We start from the raw sequence: 24,835 nt of genomic DNA, 5'->3' as shown, positions 1-24,835 counted from the left end.
TATGGCTCAGCTCACCGACACGATCATCGAGGACGACCGTTGGGAGGAGGCCGGGCTTGAAGACCTCGCCGAAACCGCGGCGCGCGCCGCCCTGGGGCATCTCGGCCTTGGACCCGAGGGGTTCGAGATCGCCGTCCTCGCCTGCGACGATGCGCGCATCGCCGAGCTGAACGCCGAGTTCCGCGAAAAGCCGACCCCGACCAACGTGCTCTCCTGGCCCTCCGAAGAGCGCGGCGCCGAGGTCGAGGGCGAGTCCCCCGACCTGCCCGAGGGCGAGCATGGCCCCTTTGCCACCGAGCTCGGCGATCTCGCCATCGCCTATGAGACCTGCGCCCGCGAGGCGCAGGAGGCGGGCAAGACCATGGCCGATCACGTGACCCATCTGATCGTTCATGGAACCTTGCATCTTCTGGGCTATGATCACATTCGTGACGGCGATGCGACGCTCATGGAAAATATTGAGACGGAAATACTTGGCAAACTGGGTATCGCGGACCCATATTCATCTGACCTCTGAGAGACACAGGAACAAAAGGACCGATGGGAGACAACGACGACTCGTCTAATGCAGCGCACGGCGCGCAGGAAAACGAGCAACTGGACCGGCCTCAGGGCTTTTTCAAACGCATCTTCTCGGGCCGTGTGACCGGCAGCGAGGACGAGGCAGACCCGGGGCAGAGTCTCGTGGCCGCCTATGAGCGGCCCGTACATGGCATGATGAACCTCCGCCGCATGCGCGTGGAGGACGTGGCGATTCCCAAGGCGGAGATCGTCGCCGTGCCCGACACCCTTTCCATGGACGAGCTAGTGACGGTCTTCCGCGACAGCGGCATGACCCGCCTGCCGGTCTACGCCGGCACGCTCGACACGCCCGTCGGCATGGTGCACCTCAAGGACTTCGCGCTGCTGCACGGCTTCAACGGCCACGGCGAGGCGTTCGACATGAAGAAGATGCTGCGCCCGCTGCTCTTCGTGCCACCCTCGATGCCGATCGGCGTGCTGCTCACCAAGATGCAGACCGAACGTCGGCACATGGCGCTGGTGATCGACGAATACGGCGGCGTCGACGGGCTGGTGACCATCGAGGATCTGATCGAACAGGTCATCGGCGAGATCGAGGACGAGCACGACACCGAGGAAGGCCGCAACTTCTTCCGCGAGAAGTCGGGCAGCTGGCTGGCGCTGGCCAAGACCCCGCTCGAGGAATTCGAGGCGGCCACCGGCATCGCGCTCACCGATCCCGACGAGATCGACGAGGAGGAGATCGACACGCTTGGCGGTCTGGTCTTCATGCTCGCCGGTCACGTGCCCGCCCGCGGCGAGGTGATCCCGCACCCCGATGGCATCGACTTCGAGGTGGTGGACGCGGACCCGCGCCGGATCAAGCGGCTGCGGGTGCGCCCCTCGGCTCCGCTTTCCGAGGTGCCGATCGCAAGCCCCGCGCTGTTGCCGCCGGCAAAGCCCGAGGGCACCTCCCAGCTCAATGGCGGTGACGCCGGGGCCGGGCGTGGCTGACCCTGACGTGCGGCCCGATGCGGCACCGGGCGGAGGGCATCGCGAGATGATGGCGCTGTCCTCCGCCCCGCTTGCCGCGCGGGCCGCGCGGCTTCTGACCGGTCGCGCCCGCGTGCTGCCGGCACTTGCCTGCGGCGCGCTGATGGCGCTGGGGCAGGCGCCGTGGAACCTCTGGTACGTGGCGCTCGCCGGGCTGGTCCTTTCCATTGCGCTCTTCTCCCTGCAGCGCAGGTCCGGCGCCGCGCTGGCCGTGGGCTGGGGCGTGGGCACCGGCTATTTCGGCCTGGCGCTGAACTGGCTGACCGAACCGTTCCAGGTGGACGCCGCGGTCACCGCCTGGATGGCGCCCTTCGCGCTGTTTCTCATGGCGGCGGGGCTGGCGCTGTTCTGGGGGCTCGCCTTCTGGGGCGCCGCGCAGGCGCCGCGCTCGCGGCTCTTCGCGCTTGTGGTGTCCTGGTCGCTGGCCGAGCTGGCGCGCGGCTATCTCTTCACCGGCTTTCCCTGGGGGCTCGTCGGCTACCTCTGGGAGCCGACAGATGCGATCCAATGGGTCGCCTGGACCGGCTCCTTCGGGCTGACGCTCGTCACGCTCGCGCTGGCGGCTCTGCTGGCGCGCGGTCTGCGCGGCGCGTGGATGCCGGCGGCGCTGGGGCTGGTTCTGGCGGCGGTGCTGCTCTGGGGCGGGGCGCAGATGGTGCCGCCGCTGCAGAACCTGGGCGACCGTCCTGTGGTGCGCCTCATCCAGCCCAACGCGCCGCAGACCCAGAAATGGGACCGCGCCTATGTCCCCGTCTTTTTCGAGCGGCAGGTGGATTTCACCGCCGCTCCGGCGCAGGACGGCCTGCCGCGTCCGGACCTGATCGTCTGGCCGGAAACCGCCGTGCCGCGCCTGCTGGAGAACGCAGAGGCCGAGCTGCGGGTGATCACCGACGCCGCCCTGCCGGGCCGCGTCGTGCTGGGCATCCAGCGCAGCGAGGGCTACGACTACTTCAATTCCCTGGCGCTGGTGGCGCAGGGGCCGAAGGTCGAGGCGGTCTACGACAAGCACCATCTCGTGCCGTTCGGCGAGTACATGCCCTTCCGCGAGCTGTTCCGGCACATCAACGTCAGCGGCATCGCCGCACGGGCCGAGGGCGGCTATTCCGCTGGGCCGGGCGCGGAGCTGATCGACCTGGGCGGGCAGATGGGCATGGCGCTACCGCTGATCTGCTACGAGGCCGTCTTCCCGCAGGACCTGCGCGGCGCGGCGCGGCCCGAGCTGCTGCTGCAGATCACCAATGATGCCTGGTTCGGCAATTTCTCGGGGCCCTACCAGCACCTCGCGCAGGCGCGGATCCGGGCGATCGAGCAGGGGCTGCCGCTGCTGCGCGCGGCCAATACCGGTGTCTCGGCGGTCATCGACGGGGCCGGGCGGGTGCTGAAGGCGCTGCCGCTGAACGAGGCGGGTTTCCTCGACACGCGCCTGCCGCCGCCGCTGCGCCAGACGCTCTACAGCCGGACCGGGGATCTGCCGGTGCTCGGGCTTCTTGCCCTGCTCATGCTGCTGGCCTTCGTGCCGCGCCGCCGCAATTTCGATTGACGCGCCGCGCTGGCGCGCGTAGCGAGAAGTTTCATATCCCTGTCACAACGGCTTCCTGGCGTGACAGCTGGTACTTAATGGAGCGCTTATGTCCCGACAGAACTATATCTTCACCTCGGAATCCGTCTCCGAGGGGCACCCCGACAAGGTGTGCGACCGCATTTCCGATGCCGTGCTCGACGCGCTGCTGGCAGAGGATCCCCTGGCCCGCGTCGCCTGCGAGACCTTCGCCACCACAAACCGGGTGGTGATCGGCGGCGAGATCGGGCTGACCGACCAGCAAAAGCTGCATGAGTACATGGAGCGCATCCCCGATATCGCGCGGGCCTGCATCAAGGATATCGGCTACGAGCAGGACAAGTTCCACCACGCCACCTGCGAAATCACCAACCTGCTGCACGAGCAGTCGGCGCATATCGCGCAGGGCGTAACGGGGCAGGGCGACCGCGACGAGGGCGCGGGCGACCAGGGCATCATGTTCGGCTATGCCACCAACGAGACGCCCGAGCTGATGCCGGCGCCGATCCTCTACTCGCACGCGGTACTCAAGAAGCTCGCGGAAGTACGCAAGTCCGGGGCCGAGCCGATGCTGGGACCGGACGCGAAGTCGCAGATCTCGGTGCGCTACGAGGGCGGCAAGCCGGTCGGGGTGACCTCGATCGTGCTGTCGACGCAGCACAGTGACGAGGGGCAGAGCTCCGAGGACATCCGCGCCATCGTCGAGCCCTACATCCGCGGCACCCTGCCGGAAGGCTGGATCAGCCCCGAGACCGAATGGTGGGTGAACCCCACCGGCAAGTTCGTCATCGGCGGGCCGGACGGCGACGCGGGTCTCACCGGGCGCAAGATCATCGTCGACACCTACGGCGGCGCGGCGCCGCACGGCGGCGGCGCCTTCTCGGGCAAGGATCCCAGCAAGGTCGACCGCTCGGCGGCCTATGCGGCGCGCTACCTGGCAAAGAACGTCGTGGCCGCGGGCCTCGCCGAGCGTTGCACGGTGCAGCTTTCCTACGCCATCGGTGTCGCCAAGCCGCTGTCGATCTACGTCGACACCCACGGCACCGGCGATCTGGCAGCCGAGGCGATCGAACGCGCCATCCCCAAGGTCATGGATCTGACCCCGCGCGGCATCCGCACCCACCTCGATCTGAACAAGCCGATCTACCAGCGCACCGCGGCCTATGGTCACTTCGGCCGCGCCCCGGAGGCGGACGGTGGCTTCTCCTGGGAGCGCACCGATCTGGCCGAGGCGCTTAAGCGCGAGATCTGAGCCGGGCGAATTTCTTCGAAGAGATTTGCAAATTCGACCGGGTCGAATTTGGCTGAGCCAGCGGCGGGCCGGGGGAAACCTCCGGCCCGCTTCGCTTTCCGGCGCCAACCTATGGTCAATCGCCCCGACGCGTGCCATTGGCAGCGCCATGGATTTGTGGATCGCCGTCACCCTCTCCGCCGCCTTCTTCCAGACCTTGCGCTTCATGCTGCACAAGGTGCTGAGCACGGGCGGGCTGACGGCAACCTCCTCAACCTTCGCGCGCTTCGCCTATGCCGCGCCCGCCGCGGTGCTGGTGGTGGCGGGCTACCTCATTGCCACGGGGCAGGGCTGGCCGCAGCTGAGCCACGCCTTCTGGGCCTATGCGCTCTTCGGCGCGCTGGGGCAGATCCTCGCGACGGTCTTCGTCGTGGCGCTGTTCCGGCAGCGCAACTTCGCCGTCGGCATCACCTTCAAGAAGACCGAGGTGATCCAGACTGCGCTGGTCGGCCTCGCGGTGCTGGGCGAGAACATCTCGGCGGCGGGCTGGGGGGCGATCCTCATCGGCCTCGTCGGGGTGCTGCTGCTGTCGGACACGCCAGGCCTGTCGGGCGGGCTGCTGCGCCGCATGGGCAGCCGGGCGGTGGCGCTCGGCCTCGCCTCGGGGTTCTTCTTCGCCATCTCCGGCGTCGGCTACCGCGGCGCCTCGCTCGAGATCGCCTCGGAGGCGCCCTTCCTGCGCGCCGGGGTGACGCTGGTCTGCGTTGTGCTGTCGCAGGCCTTCGGCATGGCGCTCTGGCTGCGTCTCTTCGAGCCCGGTCAGATCACCGCCGTCTGGCAGGCCCGTGGCACCGCGATCTTGCTCGGCCTGACCTCGATGGCCGGGAGCCTGTCGTGGTTCACCGCCTTCACCCTGCAGACCGCCGCCTACGTGCAGGCGCTGGGGCAGGTGGAACTGATCTTCTCGCTCATGGCCTCGGTGCTCGTGTTCAAGGAAAGCATCACCCGGCGCGAGCTTGCGGGCATCGGCTTCCTGTGCCTGTCGGTGCTGATCCTCGTGCTCGTGCTCTGAGCCGCGGGTTCCGCGGGATGCGGGTTGCGCCCGGCGGGGCGGGCTGACATTTTCCGCGCCAGAAAAGGAGCCCGCCTCATGTCCTTCACCCTTGCCACCTGGAACATCAACTCGGTCCGCCTGCGCGAACCCATCGTCCTCAAGCTGCTCGCCGAAGAGGGGCCGGACGTGCTGTGCCTGCAGGAAACCAAGAGCCCGGTCGACAAGATCCCGCTCGAGCAGTTCGCGGCGCTTGGCTACACCCACATCGTGGCGCGCGGGCAGAAGGGCTACAACGGCGTCGCCATCCTGTCGAAACTGCCGCTCGAGGATGCCGGGGATCAGGATTTCGCCGCCCTCGGTCACGCCCGCCACGTGGCCGCCAGGCTCGAGAACGGTGTGACCATCCACAACTTTTACGTTCCGGCCGGCGGCGACGAGCCCGACCGCGAGAAGAACGAGAAGTTCGGCCAGAAGCTCGACTACCTCACCGAGATGCGCGACTGGTTCCATGCCAACAAGCCGGAAAAGTCGATCCTTGTCGGCGATCTCAACATCGCCCCGCGCGAGGATGACGTCTGGAGCCACAAGAAGCTGCTGAAGATCGTCTCGCACACGCCGATCGAGGTCGAGCACCTGGCGCAGGCGCAGGACGCGGGCGGCTGGGTCGACATCACCCGCCAGGACATCCCCGAGGGGCTGCTCTACTCGTGGTGGTCCTACCGCGCCCGCGACTGGGACGCGGCGGACAAGGGCCGGCGGCTCGACCACGTCTGGGCAACGCCGGACATCTCGAACGCCGGGCACGGCTCGCGCATCCTGCGGGGCGCGCGCGGCTGGGAGAAGCCCTCGGACCACGTGCCGGTCTTCGCCAGCTTCGATCTCTGAGCCACAGCGGCGCCCGGGCCGGTCACAGGCCCGGGCGCTTGCGGAACAATCCGCGATGCGCTCTGGTTGAGGCGGGCCGGGACGGGGTTCCCGGACGCAATACCGGAGCACGGCCCATGGGCTCAAACACCACCATCTTCGCCGTCCTTCTGGCGGTTGTCCTGCCGCTTCTGGTGGCCTTTGCCGTCTGGCGCGCGATCACCACCGCGCGCACGCCGCAGGGGGCCGCCGCCTGGACGGTGTTCCTGCTCGCCGCCCCTTGGTTCGCCCTGCCGGCCTATCTCTTCTTCGGCCAGCACAAGCTGCGCGGCTACCGCGTCTCCCGGCGCAGCAGCCGCCGGGTGCGGCGCGAGATGGATGCCTTCTGCGCCGACTACCCGCCCGCCGAGGCCGACCCGACGCGCTACCGCGCCTTTGAACGGCTCGCCGCCATGCCGGCGGTCGGTGGCAACGCGGCGGATCTGCTGGTCGACGGCCGGGCCACCTTCGGTGCGGTCTTCGAGGCAATGGACCGGGCGCAGCACTACCTGCTCGTGCAGTTCTACACGATCGCCGAGGACGGGGTGGGCAACGAGATGGCCGAGCGCATGATCGCGGCCTCGGCGCGCGGCGTGCAGGTGCGGCTGATCTTCGACGGGGTGGGCAGCTACGGGCTGCCGTCACAGTACCTCGACGCGCTGCGCGACGCCGGGGTGCAGGTCGTCGATCCGGCCAATGCGCCGGGGCCGACCTCGCGCTTCCAGATCAACTTCCGCAATCACCGCAAGACCGTGATCATCGACGGGCAGGAAGGCTTCATCGGCGGCCACAACGTCAAGGACGACTACCTTGGCAAGAACCCCACCTTCGGCCCCTGGCGCGACACCCATCTGCACCTGCGCGGACCGATGGTGGCGCAGCTGCAACTGGTCTTTGCCGAGGACTGGCACTGGGCCACCGGCGAGACCATCGGGCGCGGGCTCAACTGGCGGCCGGCCAGCGCCGAGGAGAACCTCTCGGGGCTGGTGCTGCCCTCGGGCCCGGCCGACGACATGGACACCGGCGCGCTGTTCTTCATCTCGGCCCTGGCCGAGGCGCGCGAGCGGGTGTGGATCGCCTCACCCTATTTCGTCCCCGACCAGGACGTGCTCTCGGCGCTCGTGGGCGCCGCCCTGCGCGGCTGCGACGTCAAGGTGCTGGTGCCCGATGCCATCGACCACTACCTGCCCTGGCTCGCCGCCCATGCCTTCTTCGACGAAGTGCGCGCCGCCGGGGTCGAGGTGCTGCGCTACGAGGGTGGCTTCGTGCACCAGAAGGTGGTGCTGGTCGACGACGATCTGGCCGCCGTGGGCTCGGCCAACCTCGACAACCGCTCGTTCCGGCTCAATTTCGAGACGATGGCGGTGATTTTCGACCGCGGCTTCGCGTCGCGGGTGGCGAAGATGCTGGAGGCGGATTTCACCAGCGCCTACAAGATGGAGAAGCCGCTGCACGAGCACCCGCTCTGGGTCCGTGCGGCCGCGCCCTTCGCGCGGCTGCTGGCTCCGATCCTGTGAAGGTGCCCGCCATGTCCTCCGTTGCCTCCTCCCCGAAACCGGCCCTGAAGGTGGTCAGCTACAATATCCGCAAGGCCATGGGCATCGACCGCCGCCGCGATCCGGCGCGCATCCTGCAGGTGCTCAACCAGATCGGCGCCGACGTGGTGGTGCTGCAGGAGGCCGACCTGCGGCTCGGGCCGCGCCCCGCTGCCATCCCGCGCTTCCTGATCGCGCAGGAAACCGACTACGATGTGGTTGATCTGGCTCGCAACGAGGTCAGCCTCGGCTGGCATGGCAATGCGATCTTCGTGCGCAGGGGCCTTGAGGTTACCCAGACCGCGCGCATCGAGTTGCCCGGGCTGGAGCCGCGCGGTGCGGTCATGGCGCGGGTCGAGGGGGTGAACGTGGTCGGCGCGCACCTTGGGCTGCTGCGCCGCTACCGGCTCAAGCAGATGTCCCAGATCCGCGACCACCTGGGGGAACTGCGCGCCGAGGCGGCGATCTTCGGCGATTTCAACGAATGGTCCGACGTGCGCGGCTACGAGCCCTGGGAGCGCGATTTCACCCTCACTCTGCCGGGCCGCAGCTACCACGCCTCGCGCCCCTTCGTGGCGCTTGACGGCATTGCCTACGGCAGCGCGCTGGTGCTCGACGATGCCGGGGTCGAGCAGGGTGGCGCGGCACGGCGGGCCTCGGATCACCTGCCGATCTGGGCGCAGCTCTCGCGCCGAAGCTGAGCCCGGGGCTCCGGGGTGGGGGTGTCCGGGTGGGGCGCCCTTGCATCATGCCCGCGCCTGCGCCATGTAACACGCCAAGCAAACCGCCGCAGCGGAGGATAAAGCATGCTGGAACTGGGCAAGACCGAGGCCCCCAAGGGCGATCTCATCAAGGACGTCAGCGAAGCCGATTTCATGGCCGAGGTGGTGGACGCCTCGCAGGAAGTGCCGGTCATCGTCGATTTCTGGGCACCTTGGTGCGGCCCGTGCAAGCAGCTCGGCCCGGCACTGGAAGCCGCCGTCACCGAGGCCAAGGGCGCGGTGAAGATGGCCAAGGTCAACGTCGACGAGGCGCAGATGATCGCCGGTCAGCTGCGCATCCAGTCGATCCCGACGGTCTACGCCTTCTACAAGGGTCAGCCGATCGACGGCTTCCAGGGCGCGCTGCCCGCCTCCGAGCTGAAGGCCTTCATCGACCGCGTGGTCACCGCCTCGGGCGGCGACGCTTCGGGCGGGCTCGACGAGGCCGTGGCCACCGCCGAGGAAATGCTCGAACAGGGCGCTGCGGCGGATGCCGCGCAGGTCTTCGCGGCGATCCTCGAGGAAGACCCGGCCAATGCCAAGGCCTTCGCCGGCATGGTGTCGTGCTACCTGGAGCTGGGCGAGATCGAGCAGGCCGAGGCCGTGCTGAACGGTGCTCCGGTGGAGATCTCCAAGGCGCCCGAACTGGAAGCGGCCCATGCCAAGATCGAGCTGGCCAAGCAGGCGAGCAACGCCGGCCCCGTCGCCGAGCTGACCGCCAAGGTCGAGGCCGATCCGGCCGACCTGCAGGCGCGCTTCGACCTGGCGCAGGCGCTCTATGCCCATGGCCAGACCGAAGAGGCGGTGACCCAGCTTCTCGAGCTCTTCCGCCGCGACCGCGAGTGGAACGACGGGGCCGCCAAGGCGCAGCTCTTCACCATCTTCGAGGCGCTCAAGCCGAACGATCCGGTGCTGCTGAACGGCCGGCGCAAGCTCAGCTCGATGATATTTGCCTGAGCGCCGATGCGCCCTAGCTCGCAGGTCATGGTGAGACGAACCGATCTTCCGGGGATCATCCCGGTTTTCCCACTTCCCGGTGCCCTGCTGCTGCCGCGCTCGCGCCTGCCGCTGCACATCTTCGAGCCGCGCTACCTGGCGATGCTCGACGATGCGCTCAAGAGCGATGCGCGGCTGATCGGCATGGTGCAGCCCGCGGGCAATGGGGACAGTGACAAGCCGCCCTTGCAGCGCATCGGCTGCGCCGGGCGGGTCACGCAGTTCTCGGAGACCGAGGACGGGCGCTACATGATCACGCTCTCGGGGCTGTCGCGGTTCCGGGTCATCGAGGAGGTCGAGGGCTTCACCCCCTACCGCCGCTGCAAGGTCAGCTGGGAGGGGTTCGAGCACGATCTCGACCCGCACGCCGATTGCGATGACACGTTCAACCGGGGCGCCTTCCTGAAGCTTCTGGACCGCTACTTCGACGCGCGCGGCCTCTCCGCCGACTGGGACACGCTGAAGGATGCCGAGGACGAGCTGCTGATCAACTCGCTCTCGATGCTGCTGGACTTCGCCCCCGAGGAGAAGCAGGCGCTGCTGGAAGCGCCGCGGCTGGAGTCGCGCCGCGAGACTCTTGTGACGCTGATCGAGTTTGCCCTGCGCGGCGGAGAAGAGGACCTGATCCAATGAGCCCCGATCCCATGACCGAAGACACCATCACCTTCGACCGCCACATGCTCGAGGCCCTGGTCTGCCCGGTGACCCACGCGGTGCTCGAGTACGATGCCGACCGCCAGGAACTGCTCAGCAAGGGCGCGGGGCTGGCCTTTCCGATCCGCGACGGCATCCCGGTGATGCTGATCGACGAGGCGCGGCGGCTCAACGACTGAGCGGCGGCATCGCAGGGTGCGAGGGGCCAGCCCCTCGCGCTCCCCGGCGTATTTGAAAAGAGAAGAAGGGCGCGGTCCGGTCAGGGCCGCGCCCGTTCCCTTTCAGATATCCAACGCGAGGGCGCGGGCAAGGATCGCGGGATCGACGTTGCCGCCCGAGACGGTGCAGATCACCGCGTCGCCGGCGATCTCCTCCTTGCGGAAGAGCGCCGAGGCAAGGGCCACCGCGCCGCCGGGCTCGGCGACGATCTTCAGGTGCCGGACGGCGAGTTGCATGGCCTTCAGCGCCTCCTCCTCGGAGACGGCGAGGCCGGGGCCGCAGAGCCTGTGCATGATCGGGAAGGTGAGGTTGCCCGGCTGCGGCGTGACGATGGCGTCGCAGATATTGCCGCCCAGGGCCGGGTTGCGCTGGATGGTGCCCGCGGCGAGCGAGCGTTTCACGTCGTCGAACCCCTCGGGCTCGGCCGGGCGCACGCGCAGGCCGGGGGCCTTGGCCTCGAGCGCCAGCGCGATGCCAGAGGTCAGCCCGCCGCCGCCGCAGCAGACCAGCACATCGGCCTCGGTCACGCCGGCCTCGGCGGCCTGCTCGGCGATCTCGAGCCCGCAGGTGCCCTGCCCGGCGATCACCTCGGGCTCGTCGAAGGGTTTGACCAGCGTGAGACCCCGCTCCGCCGCCAGCTTGGCGCCGAGCGCGTCGCGGTCTTCGGTCTCGCGGTCATAGGGCACCACCTCGGCGCCCAGCCCCCTGGTGCCCGCGACCTTCGCGGCGGGGGCGTCGGCGGGCATGATGATCACCGCCGGAACGCCGAAGCCCTTGGCCGCCGCCGCGATGCCCTGCGCGTGGTTGCCCGAGGAGAAGGCGATCACTCCCTTGGCCCGGACCTCCGGATCGAGCGCCGAGAGCGCCGACCAGGCGCCGCGGAACTTGAAGCTGCCGGTGTGCTGCAGGCATTCCGCCTTCACCAGCACGCGGCGCCCGGCGATCTCGTCGAGGAAGGGCGAAGAGAGCAGCGGCGTGCGGCGGGCGTGGCCCTGCAGCCGCCCGGCGGCGGCCTCGATGCGGGAGATGTCCATGGGATGTCCTCGGCTTGTCGGTTTCGGCCAGACCCTGTGCCGGGGCGGGGGGCGTGTCAACGGGCTTGCCAAGCGGCGGCGGGGGCGGCGAGATGGGCCGCATGATCGAACGGCGGCACGAGGACAACGGCACGCGCTCGCGGGCGCTCTACTCGCCCTGTGGCAGCTATCGCTACGGGCTGGAGCGGGTGTGGCGGGAAACGCCGGGGCCGCTCCTGCTCTGGGTCATGCTCAATCCCGCCCGCGCCGACGAGCGGCGCAACGATCCCACCATCGAGCGCTGCCAGCGGCGGGCGCAGGCGATGGGCTTCGGCGGCATGCGCATCGCCAATATCTTCGCCTTTCGCGCGCCGACACCGGCCGAGCTGCGCCGCGCCGAGGCGCCGGTGGGGTCGGAGAACGACGCGTTGCTGCTGCGCTGGCATGCCGAGGCGGGCATGACGCTGGCGGGCTGGGGGATGCACGGCGGGCACAGGGGGCGGGGCGCGGAGATCGCGGCGCAGCTCACCGGCGCGGTGCATGTGCTCGGACTGACCAAGGACGGGCATCCACGGCACCCGCTCTACGTCGCCTACCGCCAGCAGCCGCGGCTCTGGCATCGGCCGGACGGTCCCGCCGCCGGTTGACCGCATCTGGCCGCACCCCGAACTTCGGGCTTCCCTTTGCGGCTGAATCGCCCTATACGCGCGCATCCGGCCATGCGGGCCGGTGCTCTCCAAGGGCCCTGCTGGACGACATCCCGGCTTGTGCCATCCCTCTAACCTTCAAGGAGACCCCGATGTCGATCACCGTTGAAGAAAAGAACCGCCTGATGAAGGAATTCGCAACCAAGGAAGGCGACACCGGTTCGCCCGAAGTCCAAGTTGCCATCCTCACCAGCCGCATCTCGACCCTGACCGAGCACTTCAAGACCCACAAGAAGGACAACCACTCCCGTCGTGGCCTTCTGAAGCTCGTGGCGCAGCGCCGCAAGCTGCTGGACTACCTGAAGGGCAAGGAAGAGGCGCGTTACACCGACCTCATCCAGCGTCTCGGCATCCGCCGCTGATCCGCTCAGGATACGGAATTCGCAGCGCCCGCTCCCCTGGAGCGGGCGTTTTGCGTTTCGTGCCTCGCGCCGGGTGGCAGGCCCCGGCCTGTCCGGGGGTGCGCCGCGCTTATTGCTTCCCAAAAGGCGGATTCTCATGTATGCGCGCCCCATCTGAGACGTGACGCCTTTGGCTCCCGGGCACATGCAAGAGGATAGGGAGCGGTGGCAATGGGGCCACCATGCAAACGGGAGACCCGGAGGGCCGGGAGTGCTCCCTTACAGGATACGCTACATGTTCAACGTAACGACGAAATCCATGCAGTGGGGCGAGGAAACCCTCACCCTCGAGACCGGCAAGGTTGCCCGTCAGGCAGACGGCACCGTCATCGCCACGCTCGGCGAGACCTCGGTCATGGCCAACGTGACCTTCGCGAAGGAACCGAAGCCGGGCCAGGATTTCTTCCCGCTGACCGTTCACTACCAGGAAAAATACTACGCCGCGGGCAAGGTGCCCGGTGGCTTCTTCAAGCGCGAGGCGCGTCCGACCGAGAAAGAGACGCTGACCGCACGCCTGATCGACCGTCCGATCCGTCCGCTCTTCGTCCCCGGCTTCAAGCATGAAGTGCTGGTGATGTGCACCGTGCTGTCGCACGACCTGGTCAACGACCCCGACGTCGTCGCCATGATCGCCGCGTCCGCCGCGCTGACCATCTCGGGCGTGCCCTTCATGGGCCCGATCGCCGGCTGCCGCGTCGGCTACACCGACGGCGACTACGTGCTGAACCCGACCGTCGACGACATGCAGGGGCTGCGCAACAACCCCGAGCAGCGTCTCGACCTCGTCGTCGCCGGCACCAAAGACGCCGTGATGATGGTGGAGTCGGAAGCTTACGAGCTGACCGAAGAAGAGATGCTGGGCGCCGTGACCTTCGCGCACGAGCAGATCCAGCCGGTTGTCGATCTGATCATCGATCTGGCCGAATCTGCCGCGAAAGAGCCCTTCGACTTCCAGGCACCGGATTACTCCGAGCTGTTCGACGTGGTGAAGGGTCTTGGCGAAGCCAAGATGAAGGACGCCTACGCGATCACCGACAAGCAGGCGCGCGTCGCCGCCGTCGCTGGCGTGAAGGAAGAGATCAAGGCACAGTTGAGCGAAGAACAGCTCGAAGACGCGAACCTCGGTTCGGCGATCAAGAAGCTCGAGTCGGTCGTGCTGCGCTCGGACGTGGTGAAGAACAAGCGCCGCATCGACGGCCGCGCGCTCGACCAGGTCCGCCCGATCGTGTCGGAAACCTCGGTTCTGCCGCGCACCCACGGCTCGTCGCTGTTCACCCGCGGTGAGACGCAGGCGCTGGTCGTGACCACGCTGGGCACCGGCGACGACGAGCAGATCATCGACGCGCTGCACGGCAACTTCCGCAGCAACTTCCTGCTGCACTACAACTTCCCGCCGTACTCGGTTGGTGAAGTGGGCCGCGTTGGCTCGCCGGGTCGCCGCGAAATCGGCCACGGCAAGCTGGCATGGCGCGCGCTGCAGGCCGTGCTGCCCGCCCCGACCGACTTCCCCTACACCATCCGCGTGGTGTCCGAGATCACCGAATCCAACGGTTCGTCCTCGATGGCCTCCGTCTGCGGCGGCTCGCTGTCGATGATGGATGCGGGCGTTCCGCTGAAGGCGCCGGTGGCCGGTGTGGCCATGGGCCTCGTGCTGGAAGACGACGGTGAGTATGCGGTCCTGACCGACATCCTCGGCGACGAGGACCACCTCGGCGACATGGACTTCAAGGTCGCAGGCACCGAGAACGGCATCACCTCGCTGCAGATGGACATCAAGGTCGCGGGCATCACCCCCGAGATCATGAAGCAGGCCCTGGCACAGGCCAAGGACGGCCGGATGCACATCCTCGGCGAGATGGCCAAGGCGCTCACCGAGGCCAGCGATTTCTCGGTCCACGCACCGCGCATCGAGACCATGCAGATCCCGACCGACAAGATCCGTGAAGTGATCGGCTCGGGCGGCAAGGTGATCCGCGAGATCGTCGAAGTGTCGGGCGCCAAGGTCGACATCAACGACGATGGCGTGATCAAGATCGCCTCGGCCAACGGCGAAGCCATCCAGAAGGCCTACGACATGATCTACTCGATCGTGGCGGAGCCGGAAGAGGGCGCGATCTACAAGGGCAAGGTCGTGAAGATCGTCGATTTCGGCGCCTTCGTGAACTTCTTCGGCAAGCGCGACGGCCTGGTGCACGTCAGCCAGATCGAGAACCGCCGCCTGAACCATCCGTCGGATGTGCTGAAGGAAGGCCAGGAAGTCTACGTGAAGCTGCTCGGCTTCGACGACCGCGGCAAGGTGCGCCTCGCCATGAAGATGGTCGACCAGGAAACCGGCGAGGAAATCTCGGCGGAGAAGAAGGAAGAGACCGCGGAGTGATCCGCGGCCTCGGCCACGTCTGAAAATGCGAACGCCCCGGCCTTTCGGTCGGGGCGTTTTGCTTTGCGGCGTCCTGTTTTGTAGTGCCCTGTCGAGCGCGGGCGGACGCTCAGTGCAGCAGGGCTCAGTGCAGCAGGGCAGGGGCGCGCGGCTGATCCAGCACCAGAGACGAGGTGCCCGCGCCGGCCCAGAAGCCTTCGAGGAAGCGACCGGGATCGGCCTTCTGGCGCACCTCCTCGGTGATCGCGAGCAGGCCGGTCACCTGATCCTGCGACCAGCTCAGCAGCAGCCCCGGCGCCGAGACCGCCGAGATCGGCGCATCCATCAGCGCCACGGGCGCCTCGTCGCGGTGGAAGGCTTCGATCGGGCAGTCCAGCGAGGAGGTGCGGGTCTCGTCCCAGAGCGTGACCTCGTCGAGGCCGAGCGCCTCGAGGTAGGGAATCAGCATCGGTTCGAGCACCAGCGGCAGCCAGTCCTCCTCAGGCTTGTAGAGCCCCTCGGTGCGGCAGTGCCGGGCGATCCGCGAGACCAGCGTGGCGTCGAGGTCCGGCGGCTCGGCGCCGATCACCCAGAGCCAGACCGTCCGCGCGAAATGCCGGAAATCGCTCACGCCGAGCGCCTGGGCGATCATGTCCCAGCGCACCGGCTGGCCGGTGGTCTTGATGATCTCGTCGAAGGCGTCGGGGGCCTGGTCGGGTTGCGGGCCGCCAAGGCTCTCGAGCAGCGCTTCCAGTTCCTGCGGAGTCGTCGCCTCGCTGCGCAGCGGTCCCCAGGCGGTGGTTTCCGGCGTGAAGCCGGGCACCCGGAAGAAGGGGTTGAGCACCACGAAGACATGATCGTAGTCGCGCATCCACCAGTGCAGAAGCTGCGCGTTCATGTTCGGATGTTCGAGACGTCGGGGCGTGTCGGTCAAACTGAGTCCTTTCCGGCAGGAGCGCCGGGCTTCTATCACGTGTTGCGTCAACGGCAAGCTGCGGGGGGATTCACCATGGGTGGCGGGGGAATCTCTCCCTCGTTTCTGTTTTTTTAACGATTTCGCCTGCAAATCGGAAGAGCAAGCCGTCGTGCCACCACTCACGGAACAAACACGACAAGGGTTTGAGCGCGCATCGGGCCTCGGAGGGGATGCCGGGGTCCGGGCGCGTGGGATGGGCTGTGCCTGCTGGGAGGGATCATCCGCGCTGTGCGGCGTGTTCGGTAAGTGCAACTTCGGCATGAACTTTTCGGTGATGCACGCCGGAAAGACGCCGGAAAAAAGAGGCCGGGCACGAGGCCCGGCCCAGTCCAACAGGGAGGTGCATGTGATGACCCGCACATGCAACGGGAACTCTTGGGGCCTGATCCGGAAATGCCGCCTATCCGAAAGGCTAGGTCAGGATATCACCAAGTACAGTGTCAACCAATGGGCGAGCAGATCGTGATTGGCGAAAAACCGCTATGACGTGACATTTCCGCCAGTTGATCAGGCAACGAGCCTATAACCCCCGGATTCCGTGACCAAAATACGGGCGTTCGAAGGATCGGGCTCAATTTTCTGCCGCAGGCGATAGATGTGGGTCTCGAGCGTGTGGGTGGTGACCCCGGCGTTGTAACCCCAGACCTCGTGCAGCAGGATCTCGCGCGGCACCACGCCTTCGGTCGAGCGGTAGAGGAACTTGAGGATGTTCGTCTCTTTCTCGGTCAGGCGGATCTTGCGGTCGTCCTCGGTCACCAGCAGCTTCATGGACGGCTTGAACGTATAGGGGCCGACGGTGAAGACCGCGTCCTCGGACTGCTCGTGCTGGCGCAGCTGGGCGCGGATGCGGGCCAGCAGCACCGGGAACTTGAAAGGCTTGGTGACATAATCGTTCGCGCCCGCGTCGAGGCCGAGGATCGTGTCGGCGTCGGTGTCATGGCCGGTCAGCATGAGGATCGGCGATTTCACCCCCTGCTTGCGCATCAACTTGCAGAGCTCGCGGCCGTCGGTGTCGGGCAGGCCGACGTCGAGGATCAGCAGATCGTAGACCTGTTCCTTCGCCCGCGCCATGGCGGCGGCGCCGGTCTCGGCCTCGAATACCTCGAAATCCTCGGTCATGACCAGCTGCTCGGCCAGCGCCTCGCGCAGGTCGTCGTCGTCGTCCACCAGCAGGATGTTCTTGATCTGGGCCATGTGCCTCTCCGTCTTCGTGTCGTGGTTCACATGTAAGAGGCCGGGTGTACAAACAAGTTTTGCTGCAGGCTTCTCACGCTCTCGTGTTACGCGGCGGCTTTTGTTACAGCATCGAAGGTGCTTTGTTTCAGCGCCTTCCCGGGCAGGCTGGCCCGGGTGTACCATTCGCCCGGCCTGCCGTGGCCCAGACAGGAAGACGCCCATGTCCCTCGCGCCCGATCTCGGAGAATTGCTCGCCCGTGCCCGTGCCGACCTGCGGATGGGGGTGCCCGTGGTGCTGAAGGCGCAGGCGGGCGGTGCGCTGGTTGTCGCGGCAGAGACGGTCTCGGCGGCGCGGCTGGCGGTGCTGCGGGCGCTGCCGGGCGAGCTCGACCTGGCGATCACCGCGCGCCGCGCCGAGACGCTGAAGGCGCGGGCCTATGACGGCGACCTGGCGCGGGTGATCCTGCCCGGCGACGCGGGGCTCGACTGGGTGCAGTCGATCGCCGATCCGGCGGATGATCTCGCCAAGCCGATGAAGGGTCCGCTGGCCACCCGCCGCGGCGGCGACACCGGGCTGCACCGGCTGGCGATCACCCTGGTCAAATCGGCGCGGCTGCTGCCCGCCGCGCTGATCCTGCCTCTGGAGGATCCCGAAGGCTTTGCGCAGGGCGAGATGCTTACCGTGGTCGAGGCCGACCCGGCCGGCCCCTACATGCTCACCCTGGCGCGGCTCGACCACGTGGTCTCGGCCAAGGTGCCGCTGCGCGCGGCGCAGAATGCCCGTCTGCACATCTTCCGACCCGAGGATGGCTCGGACGAGCACTATGCCATCGAGATCGGTCGCCCCGACCGTTCCAAGCCTGTGCTGTCGCGGTTGCACTCGGCCTGTTTCACCGGCGATCTGCTGGGCTCTCTGAAATGCGACTGTGGCCCGCAACTCAACGCGGCGCTGGCGCAGATGGGGGCCGAGGGGGCCGGGGTGCTGCTCTATCTCAACCAGGAAGGGCGGGGCATCGGCCTAGCCAACAAGATGCGCGCCTACGCGCTGCAGGACCAGGGCTTCGACACGGTCGAGGCGAACCACCGGCTGGGCTTCGAGGACGACGAGCGCGACTTCCGTCTCGGTGCCGAGATCCTGCGCAAGATGGGCTTCGGCGCGGTGCGCCTGCTGACCAACAACCCCAGCAAGATCGCGATGATGGAGCGCTGCGGCATCACCGTCGCCGAGCGCGTGCCGCTGAAGGTCGGGCTGAACACCTACAACGAGCGCTACCTCGCCACCAAGGCCGAGAAGTCGGGGCATCTGCTGTGAGCGGCGCAGTCTCCTCGGGCGATCTGGTTCTCACTCGCGCCGGTCTGCGTTTCGCCGGGCGGACGTGGCCTTGCGTCATCGGACGCGGCGGCGTGCGGGCCGACAAGCGCGAGGGCGACGGGGCGACGCCGGTCGGGGTGCACCGTGTGGTGGCCATGCTCTACCGGCCGGACCGCATGACGCGCCCGGCTTTCTGGGCCGAGCCGATCGGGCTGGGTGATCTCTGGTGCGACGATGTCGCCTCGCCGGCCTACAACCAACTGGTGCGCGTGCCCTTCGCGTCGAGCCACGAGGCGATGCGCCGGGCGGACCCGCTTTATGACCTGGTGCTGATCACCGACTGGAACTGGCCCGAGGCCGAGCCGGGCCGCGGCTCGGCGATCTTCCTGCACCAGTGGCGGCGGCCGGGCTACCCGACGGCGGGCTGCGTCGGCTTTGCGCCCGAAGACCTGCGCGAGATCGCCGGGCGGCTGCTGCCGGGCGCGCGGCTGGTGGTGCCGGAGCCGCTGGACGGCTGGCGCGCCGGTTGAGCGGGCAGGCGCAGGGGCGCAGACCCGTGCCCGTGGAGCGGGGGGGGTTTCACACCCCCGCACCCCCGTGGGATATTTTCGTCTGGACGACGGGGCGAGCGGCGATCGCGGGTCAGGCGGCGAGGCTGTGGGCGACGCCTTCGAGCAGGCCGAGACATTGCGCCAGCTGGCCGCGGGTGACGAACTCGTCGGGCTTGTGGGCCTGGGCGATCTCGCCGGGGCCGCAGACCACCACCGACATGCCCATCTGCTGGAAAAGCCCGGCCTCGGTGCCGAAGGGCACCACGTCGGCGGCATTGATCCCGGTGAGGCGGGAAATCAGGTCACGCGCCGCGTTGTCCTCCATCGGCATGAGCCCCGCGACCTCGCCGATCACCTCGGTGGTGATCTCGGCCTCGGGGTGCACGGCGCGCATGGCGGGCAGCAGTTCGTGCTCGATGCAATGCTCCAGCGCTTCCTTGACCATTTCGGCGTCGCCGGGCTGCACCGGGCGCATCTCCCATTCGATCTCGGCCTTGCCGGGGATGACGTTGTGCGCGACGCCGCCGGCGAGGCGGCCGACGTTCACCGTGGTCCAGGGCGGGTCAAAGCGGCTCGAGGCGGGCGCCCGGGCCTTCAGCAGCTCGGCCATTTCCATCAGGCGCTGGGTGTAGCGCAGCGCGTAGAGCACCGCGTTCACGCCGCGGTCGGGCGCCGAGCCGTGGCCTTCTAGCCCGTGGAAGCGGGTGGTGTATTCGCAGCAGCCCTTGTGCCCCTCGATCAGCCGCATGCCGGTGGGCTCGCCGATGATCGCCATGCGCGGCGCGTAGCCGAGCCGCTGCAGCTCGGGCACCAGCGCGCGGGCGCCGAGGCAGCCGACCTCCTCGTCATGGGTGAAGCACAGGTGCAGCGGGCGGCGCAGGGCCATCTTCGAGACCGGCTCGGCCAGCGCCAGCGCGGCGGCGATGAAGCCTTTCATGTCGCAGGTGCCGCGGCCGTAGAGGTGATCGTCGCGCTCCACCAGGGTGAAGGGGTCGCTGCTCCAGTCCTGGTCGGTCACCGGCACCACGTCGGAATGGCCCGAGAGCACCACGCCGCCGGGAATGTCCGGACCAAGCGTGGCGAACATATTGGCCTTGGTGCCGGTCGCATCGCGCAAGATCTCGACCTTGGCCCCGAGGTGATCGAGGTAGTCGCCCATCATGGCCATCATCGCGAGGTTGCTCTCGCTCGAGACCGTGGGGCAGGCGATGAGGTGCTTCAGGTGCTCCTCGGTGGCGGGCAGAAGATGGCTCATGCGGCCAGACTTAGCAGCGGCGCGCGCTGGCGCAAACATCTTCTGGAGCCGGGGTGTCGGGACGCGGGCGCGGATCGGGAGCGGTTCGGGACATGGCGTTTCCTATGGGTCCGGGGCGGGTTTGCGGGCTGCGGCGCCCGGACCTACGCCTGGCCGCTCCAGATGAGCGCATTTTCAGGGGCGCAACACGCGGTAAGCGAGGTGGCTTCCGTGATGTCATGCGAGCCCGGCGCATTTCTCCGCAGTTGCTGACAAAATGAGCGATTGCGACCCTGCTGCGCGCGCCGGAGCGACGATTCTGCGGCAAAATGCAGCGTCGGTCCGGGAAATTCCGCGGGCATCACGCGGCGGAAGCCGCAGGACATCCGCCTTTTCAGAATTGTATCATGACGATTTTTCACCGCAAAAGGACGCATTTGTGCCCGAAGGTTCTGCGGTGCCGCGAATCTCTTCGCAAAGGCGGCAACACGGTTGCAACGCGGGTCCGGACGCGTTCTATTCCTCTCAAGACAGCGGAGAAAAATCCGCGGAACACAAAACGGGGAGCCGGATTTGCAAGATACCGGGACAAGCGACGCGTTTGTCGCCTTTGAGCGCGTGCAAAAAAGCTACGATGGCGAGACCCTTGTCGTCAAAGACCTGAACCTGAGCCTGCCCAAGGGCGAGTTCCTGACCATGCTCGGGCCGTCCGGCTCGGGCAAGACCACCTGCCTGATGATGCTGGCAGGGTTCGAGACCGCCACCCACGGCGAGATCAAGCTCGACGGCGTCTCGATCAACAACATCCCGCCTCACAAGCGCGGCATCGGGATGGTCTTCCAGAACTACGCGCTGTTTCCACACATGACCGTCGCCGAGAACCTCAGCTTCCCGCTCGAGGTGCGCAAGATCGGCAAGTCGGACCGCGAGGCCAAGGTCAAGCGGGCGCTCGACATGGTCGAGATGGGCGCCTTTGGCGGCCGCCGCCCGGCGCAGCTTTCGGGCGGTCAGCAGCAGCGGATCGCGCTGGCGCGCGCGCTGGTGTTCGAGCCCGAGCTGGTGCTGATGGACGAGCCGCTCGGCGCGCTCGACAAGCAGCTGCGCGAGAAGATGCAGTTCGAGATCACCGACCTGGCGCACCGCCTCGGGATCACCGTGGTCTACGTGACGCACGACCAGACCGAGGCATTGACCATGTCGGACCGCGTTGCCGTGTTCAACGACGGTCGCATCCAGCAGCTTGCGCCGCCGGACCAGCTCTACGAGCAGCCCGAGAACAGTTTCGTGGCGCAGTTCATCGGCGAGAACAACACGCTCGAAGGCACCGTGGCCGAGATCAAGGGCGACCACTGCGTGGTCAAGCTCGACGGCGGCGAGGTGATCGACGCCAAGCCGGTCAACGTGACCAAGGTCGGCGAGCGCACCCGCGTGTCGATCCGCCCGGAGCGGGTCGAGTACAACAAGGAGCGCCTGCAGGAGGGCGCCCATACGCTCAAGGCCAAGGTGCTCGAGTTCATCTACATGGGCGACATCTTCCGCACCCGGCTGGAAGTGGCCGGCAACCGCGAGTTCGTCATCAAGACCCGCAACGCGCCCGACCAGGTGCGCCTGACCCCCGGCAGCGAGATCGAGATCGGTTGGCTGCCCGAGGATTGCCGGGCGCTCGACGCCAACTGACGAGAATCTGCCCGCGCTGCCCCCCTTGCAGTGGGCGGGCGGTGCGGACCGGAAAGGTTCCGGCGGTTTGCCCGTGTCCCGGAATCCCAAATACACAACGGGCTATCTAAGGGAGTTACAGATGAAACGGACCAAGACCCTCCTGGCCACGACCGCGCTCACGGTTGCCGCAGGCGCCGTCTCCGCGCAGGACATGGCCAATGACATGACCCTCGTGTCGTGGGGCGGTGCCTATCAGACGAGCCAGATCAAGGCCTATGCCGACCCCTACAAAGAGATGCACCCCGAGGTGAACATCTCCTGGGACGAGAGCTCGGCTGAAGCGGTCGCGAAGCTGCGCGCCATGAATGAAGCCGGCAACATCACCTGGGACCTCGTCGACGTCGTGGCCGCGGACGCCATCCGTCTTTGCGACGAAGGCCTGGCGATGGAATACGATCCCGACGAGCTGCTCGCCGAAGCCGACGACGGCACCTCGGCCGAGGATGACTTCGGCGACATGATCGTGTCGGACTGCTTCATCCCGCAGATCGTCTACTCGACCACCTTCGGCTACCGCACCGACATGGTTCCGGAAGGCGCGGAGCCGCCGTCGGACATCTGCTCGGTCTTCGACCTCGAGACCTACCCGGGCAAGCGCTCGCTCGAGAAGCGCCCGATCAACAACATGGAATGGGCGCTGTACTGTGACGGCGTTGCCAAGGACGAGATCTACGACGTTCTGGCGACCCCGGAAGGCCAGGACCAGGCGCTCGCCAAGCTCGACACCATCAAGGACAGCGTCGTGTGGTGGTCGGCAGGCGCCGACACGCCGCAGCTGCTGGCCGACGGCGAAGTCTTCATGGGCTCGACCTACAACGGCCGTCTCTTCTCGGTGATCGAGGAGCAGGACCAGCCGGTCGCCATGATGTGGGACATGCAGGTCTTCGACCTCGACGGCTGGATCATCCCCGAAGGTCTGGATGACGACGCGCTGGCGCGCGTGGAGGACTTCGTGAAGTTCGCCACCGACACCCAGCGTCTCGCGGATCAGGCGGCCTACATCTCCTACGGTCCGGCACGTCAGTCCTCGGCTCCGCTCGTTGGTCAGCACGCAGAGCTGGGCATCGACATGGCGCCGCACATGCCGACCGATCCGGCGAACGCCGCGAACACGCTGCTCTACAACTACGAGTTCTGGGCCGACTATCGCGACGACATCGACGCGAAGTTCCAGGCTTGGCTCGCGCAATAAGCGCAGGCGCGACATGGAGAGGGGCCGGCTGGCCCCTCTCTGCACTCAAAGACAAATAATCAAAGAAAAACAGACCCGCAGGGGGTAGGATGACAGCTTCGACCGACGTCCCGGAGAAAGATGCCGACGGGCCCATGCTGGCCGCGGACGGCACACCGCTAAAGAAGAGCCTGTCTCGGGCATTGCGCGTGCAGAAATTGCGTGCCCTCGCGCTCATCGCTCCTCTGCTGATCTTCGTTCTGGTCACCTTCATCGCACCGATCGCGGACATGCTGTTCCGCTCGGTCGAGAACCAGATCGTCTCGGACACCATGCCGAAGACCACCGCGGCCCTGGCCGACTGGGATGGCACCGGGCTTCCGTCCGACCAGGTCTTCGAAGACGCTTATTACGATCTTTTCGTCGCCGCCGAACGCAAGGAGCACACCCGCCTCGGCACGCGACTGAACTACGAGCAGACCGGCGCCTCCTCGCTGTTCCGCAAGTCGGGCCGCGGGCTCGACGACATCGGCGAAGTCTACCAGGACCAGTTCGAGGATCTCGACGAGAACTGGGACGAGGCGCAGCCCTGGGCCGAGATGATGGGCTCCGAGGACTGGCTCGCCAAGGAAGCCGCCTGGGAGAAGGGCAGCCGCCTGCCGAAGTTCGCGCTGCGTGACGGGGTGGAAGAGCTTCTGCCGCGCACCGCCGAGCAATATGAGATCTTTGCCAATTACACCCACCGCGAGGAGGGCGACTCGCTGCTCGACGAAGAGCCCTGGTCGGCGGTGCACACCGCGCTCTACCAGGACCTCTCGACGCAGGACGTCTCGGGCTACGGCGGCCCGCATGCCGACATGCTGAAGGCGGCCGCCGCGCTGGTCGCCAGCCCCGATTTCCAGACCGTCAGCTTCACGGACGGCTTCGGTGAAATCGACAAGGACTGGCTCGAGCCGGAGATCTGGCGCACGCTGAAGCTCTACGCGCCGAAATACACCTCGGGTTACTTCCTCAACTCGGTGGACATGAAGCTCACGCCGGACGGTGCCGAGGCACGCCCAGAGAACGAGCGCATCTACATCATGCTCTTCAAGCGCACGCTGTTCATGAGCCTGGTGATCACCTGCAGCTGCATCCTGCTGGGCTACCCGGTGGCCTACATCCTGTCGAACCTGCCGGCGCGCAAGGCGAACCTGCTGATGATCCTCGTGCTGCTGCCGTTCTGGACCTCGCTGCTGGTGCGGACCTCGGCGTGGAAGATCATGCTGCAGCAGCAGGGCGTCATCAACGACGTGCTGGTGTGGATCGGACTGGTGGCCGATGACGGGCGCCTGACGATGATCAACAACCAGTTCGGCACGATCGTCGCGATGACCCATATCCTGCTGCCGTTCATGATCCTGCCGATGTACTCGGTGATGTCGACCATTCCGCACAGCTACGTGCGGGCGGCGAAATCGCTGGGCGCGACCGATTGGACGACCTTCTGGCGGGTCTACTTCCCGCAGTCGGTGCCCGGCATCGGCGCGGGTTCGATCCTCGTGTTCATCCTCGCCATCGGTTACTACATCACCCCCGAGATCGTCGGCGGCACCACCGGTACCTTCATCTCGAACCGGATCGCCTACCATATCTCGACCTCGCTGAACTGGGGCCTCGCGGCCGCGCTCGGCTCGATCCTGCTGGCGGTGGTCCTGCTGCTCTACTGGGCCTACGACCGCATCGTCGGCATCGACAACGTGAAGCTGGGGTAA

Annotated in this window: 23 protein-coding genes and 1 riboswitch; of the genes, 19 read left to right on the top strand and 4 right to left on the bottom strand. The window is 67.2% G+C overall.

The window, feature by feature from the left end; translation table 11 throughout:
• Position 1: 1 nt before the first annotated feature.
• The 11 genes from ybeY to LC039_RS05535 all read left to right on the top strand — a co-directional run bounded on the left by ybeY (position 2) and on the right by LC039_RS05535 (position 10,425).
• A complete protein-coding gene (ybeY, locus tag LC039_RS05585) occupies positions 2-517 on the top strand; it encodes an rRNA maturation RNase YbeY (protein ID WP_226622067.1) in 516 nt (171 codons plus the stop codon).
• 23 nt (positions 518-540) lie between these two features.
• On the top strand, positions 541-1,515 hold the full coding sequence (locus tag LC039_RS05580) for a hemolysin family protein (protein WP_226622066.1): 975 nt from the start codon (positions 541-543) through the stop codon (positions 1,513-1,515).
• Complete coding sequence (lnt, locus tag LC039_RS05575; RefSeq protein WP_319003706.1) at positions 1,508-3,094, top strand: apolipoprotein N-acyltransferase; 1,587 nt, start codon at positions 1,508-1,510, stop codon at positions 3,092-3,094. Before LC039_RS05580 ends, lnt begins: the two co-directional genes overlap by 8 nt.
• Positions 3,095-3,130: 36 nt before the next feature.
• A riboswitch (SAM-SAH riboswitch) is annotated at positions 3,131-3,179 on the top strand.
• A gap of 3 nt (positions 3,180-3,182) precedes the next feature.
• Positions 3,183-4,364 (top strand): methionine adenosyltransferase, encoded by a 1,182-nt coding sequence (gene metK, locus LC039_RS05570; RefSeq protein WP_226622065.1) that lies wholly within the window; start codon positions 3,183-3,185, stop codon positions 4,362-4,364.
• 148 nt (positions 4,365-4,512) lie between these two features.
• On the top strand, positions 4,513-5,415 hold the full coding sequence (locus tag LC039_RS05565; protein WP_226622064.1) for an EamA family transporter: 903 nt from the start codon (positions 4,513-4,515) through the stop codon (positions 5,413-5,415).
• A 78-nt stretch (positions 5,416-5,493) separates the two neighbouring features.
• Positions 5,494-6,282, top strand: coding sequence for an exodeoxyribonuclease III (locus LC039_RS05560; RefSeq protein WP_226622063.1), 789 nt, complete (start codon positions 5,494-5,496; stop codon positions 6,280-6,282).
• A gap of 116 nt (positions 6,283-6,398) precedes the next feature.
• Entirely contained in the window at positions 6,399-7,817 is a 1,419-nt protein-coding gene (cls, locus tag LC039_RS05555) for a cardiolipin synthase (RefSeq protein ID WP_226622062.1), read from the top strand.
• Between the two features lie 11 nt (positions 7,818-7,828).
• Complete coding sequence (locus tag LC039_RS05550) at positions 7,829-8,536, top strand: endonuclease/exonuclease/phosphatase family protein (RefSeq protein ID WP_226622061.1); 708 nt, start codon at positions 7,829-7,831, stop codon at positions 8,534-8,536.
• A gap of 105 nt (positions 8,537-8,641) precedes the next feature.
• Positions 8,642-9,553 carry a thioredoxin family protein gene (locus tag LC039_RS05545; protein WP_226622060.1) on the top strand — a complete coding sequence of 304 codons (912 nt, stop codon included), beginning with the start codon at positions 8,642-8,644 and terminating at the stop codon, positions 9,551-9,553.
• Between the two features lie 27 nt (positions 9,554-9,580).
• Positions 9,581-10,225 (top strand): LON peptidase substrate-binding domain-containing protein, encoded by a 645-nt coding sequence (locus tag LC039_RS05540; RefSeq protein WP_226622059.1) that lies wholly within the window; start codon positions 9,581-9,583, stop codon positions 10,223-10,225.
• 11 nt (positions 10,226-10,236) lie between these two features.
• The gene (locus LC039_RS05535) at positions 10,237-10,425 is read left to right on the top strand and encodes a Trm112 family protein (RefSeq protein WP_226622384.1); all 189 of its coding nucleotides are present in this window, start codon (positions 10,237-10,239) and stop codon (positions 10,423-10,425) included.
• Between the two features lie 102 nt (positions 10,426-10,527).
• Here the strand turns inward: LC039_RS05535 and LC039_RS05530 are convergent, their stop codons facing one another.
• Positions 10,528-11,499: a threonine/serine dehydratase gene (locus LC039_RS05530; RefSeq protein WP_226622058.1), complete on the bottom strand. Its 972-nt coding sequence runs from the start codon at positions 11,497-11,499 to the stop codon at positions 10,528-10,530.
• Positions 11,500-11,591: 92 nt separating this feature from the next.
• On the opposite strand from LC039_RS05530, the gene LC039_RS05525 reads away from it, so the two are divergent.
• The 3 genes from LC039_RS05525 to pnp all read left to right on the top strand — a co-directional run bounded on the left by LC039_RS05525 (position 11,592) and on the right by pnp (position 14,963).
• The gene (locus LC039_RS05525) at positions 11,592-12,125 is read left to right on the top strand and encodes a DUF1643 domain-containing protein (protein ID WP_319003705.1); all 534 of its coding nucleotides are present in this window, start codon (positions 11,592-11,594) and stop codon (positions 12,123-12,125) included.
• A 152-nt stretch (positions 12,126-12,277) separates the two neighbouring features.
• Complete coding sequence (gene rpsO / locus LC039_RS05520; RefSeq protein WP_194136326.1) at positions 12,278-12,547, top strand: 30S ribosomal protein S15; 270 nt, start codon at positions 12,278-12,280, stop codon at positions 12,545-12,547.
• A 274-nt stretch (positions 12,548-12,821) separates the two neighbouring features.
• Positions 12,822-14,963, top strand: a complete 2,142-nt coding sequence (gene pnp, locus LC039_RS05515; protein ID WP_226622057.1) for a polyribonucleotide nucleotidyltransferase — start codon at positions 12,822-12,824, stop codon at positions 14,961-14,963.
• Positions 14,964-15,087: 124 nt separating this feature from the next.
• Here the strand turns inward: pnp and LC039_RS05510 are convergent, their stop codons facing one another.
• Both LC039_RS05510 and LC039_RS05505 read right to left on the bottom strand, forming a co-directional pair.
• A complete protein-coding gene (locus tag LC039_RS05510; RefSeq protein WP_226622056.1) occupies positions 15,088-15,840 on the bottom strand; it encodes a hypothetical protein in 753 nt (250 codons plus the stop codon).
• A gap of 585 nt (positions 15,841-16,425) precedes the next feature.
• Complete coding sequence (locus LC039_RS05505; RefSeq protein WP_066101966.1) at positions 16,426-17,112, bottom strand: response regulator transcription factor; 687 nt, start codon at positions 17,110-17,112, stop codon at positions 16,426-16,428.
• Positions 17,113-17,314: 202 nt separating this feature from the next.
• Here LC039_RS05505 and ribA point away from each other — a divergent pair, with 202 nt between their 5' ends.
• Both ribA and LC039_RS05495 read left to right on the top strand, forming a co-directional pair.
• Positions 17,315-18,406, top strand: coding sequence for a GTP cyclohydrolase II (gene ribA / locus LC039_RS05500; RefSeq protein ID WP_226622055.1), 1,092 nt, complete (start codon positions 17,315-17,317; stop codon positions 18,404-18,406).
• On the top strand, positions 18,403-18,936 hold the full coding sequence (locus tag LC039_RS05495) for a L,D-transpeptidase family protein (protein WP_226622054.1): 534 nt from the start codon (positions 18,403-18,405) through the stop codon (positions 18,934-18,936). The genes ribA and LC039_RS05495 overlap by 4 nt, the downstream gene beginning before the upstream one ends.
• Positions 18,937-19,048: 112 nt before the next feature.
• Here LC039_RS05495 and argE read toward each other — a convergent pair whose 3' ends face one another.
• On the bottom strand, positions 19,049-20,212 hold the full coding sequence (gene argE, locus LC039_RS05490; protein WP_226622053.1) for an acetylornithine deacetylase: 1,164 nt from the start codon (positions 20,210-20,212) through the stop codon (positions 19,049-19,051).
• A 552-nt stretch (positions 20,213-20,764) separates the two neighbouring features.
• Between argE and LC039_RS05485 the strand changes: the two genes are divergently transcribed.
• The 3 genes from LC039_RS05485 to LC039_RS05475 all read left to right on the top strand — a co-directional run bounded on the left by LC039_RS05485 (position 20,765) and on the right by LC039_RS05475 (position 24,835).
• Positions 20,765-21,868, top strand: a complete 1,104-nt coding sequence (locus LC039_RS05485) for an ABC transporter ATP-binding protein (RefSeq protein WP_226622052.1) — start codon at positions 20,765-20,767, stop codon at positions 21,866-21,868.
• A 121-nt stretch (positions 21,869-21,989) separates the two neighbouring features.
• On the top strand, positions 21,990-23,102 hold the full coding sequence (locus LC039_RS05480; protein ID WP_226622051.1) for an extracellular solute-binding protein: 1,113 nt from the start codon (positions 21,990-21,992) through the stop codon (positions 23,100-23,102).
• A gap of 89 nt (positions 23,103-23,191) precedes the next feature.
• Positions 23,192-24,835 carry an ABC transporter permease gene (locus LC039_RS05475; protein ID WP_226622050.1) on the top strand — a complete coding sequence of 548 codons (1,644 nt, stop codon included), beginning with the start codon at positions 23,192-23,194 and terminating at the stop codon, positions 24,833-24,835.

This window comes from Alloyangia pacifica, from assembly GCF_020524285.1.
Lineage (GTDB): Bacteria > Pseudomonadota > Alphaproteobacteria > Rhodobacterales > Rhodobacteraceae > Salipiger > Salipiger pacificus_B.
This window is presented reverse-complemented; position numbering and strand designations above follow the sequence as displayed.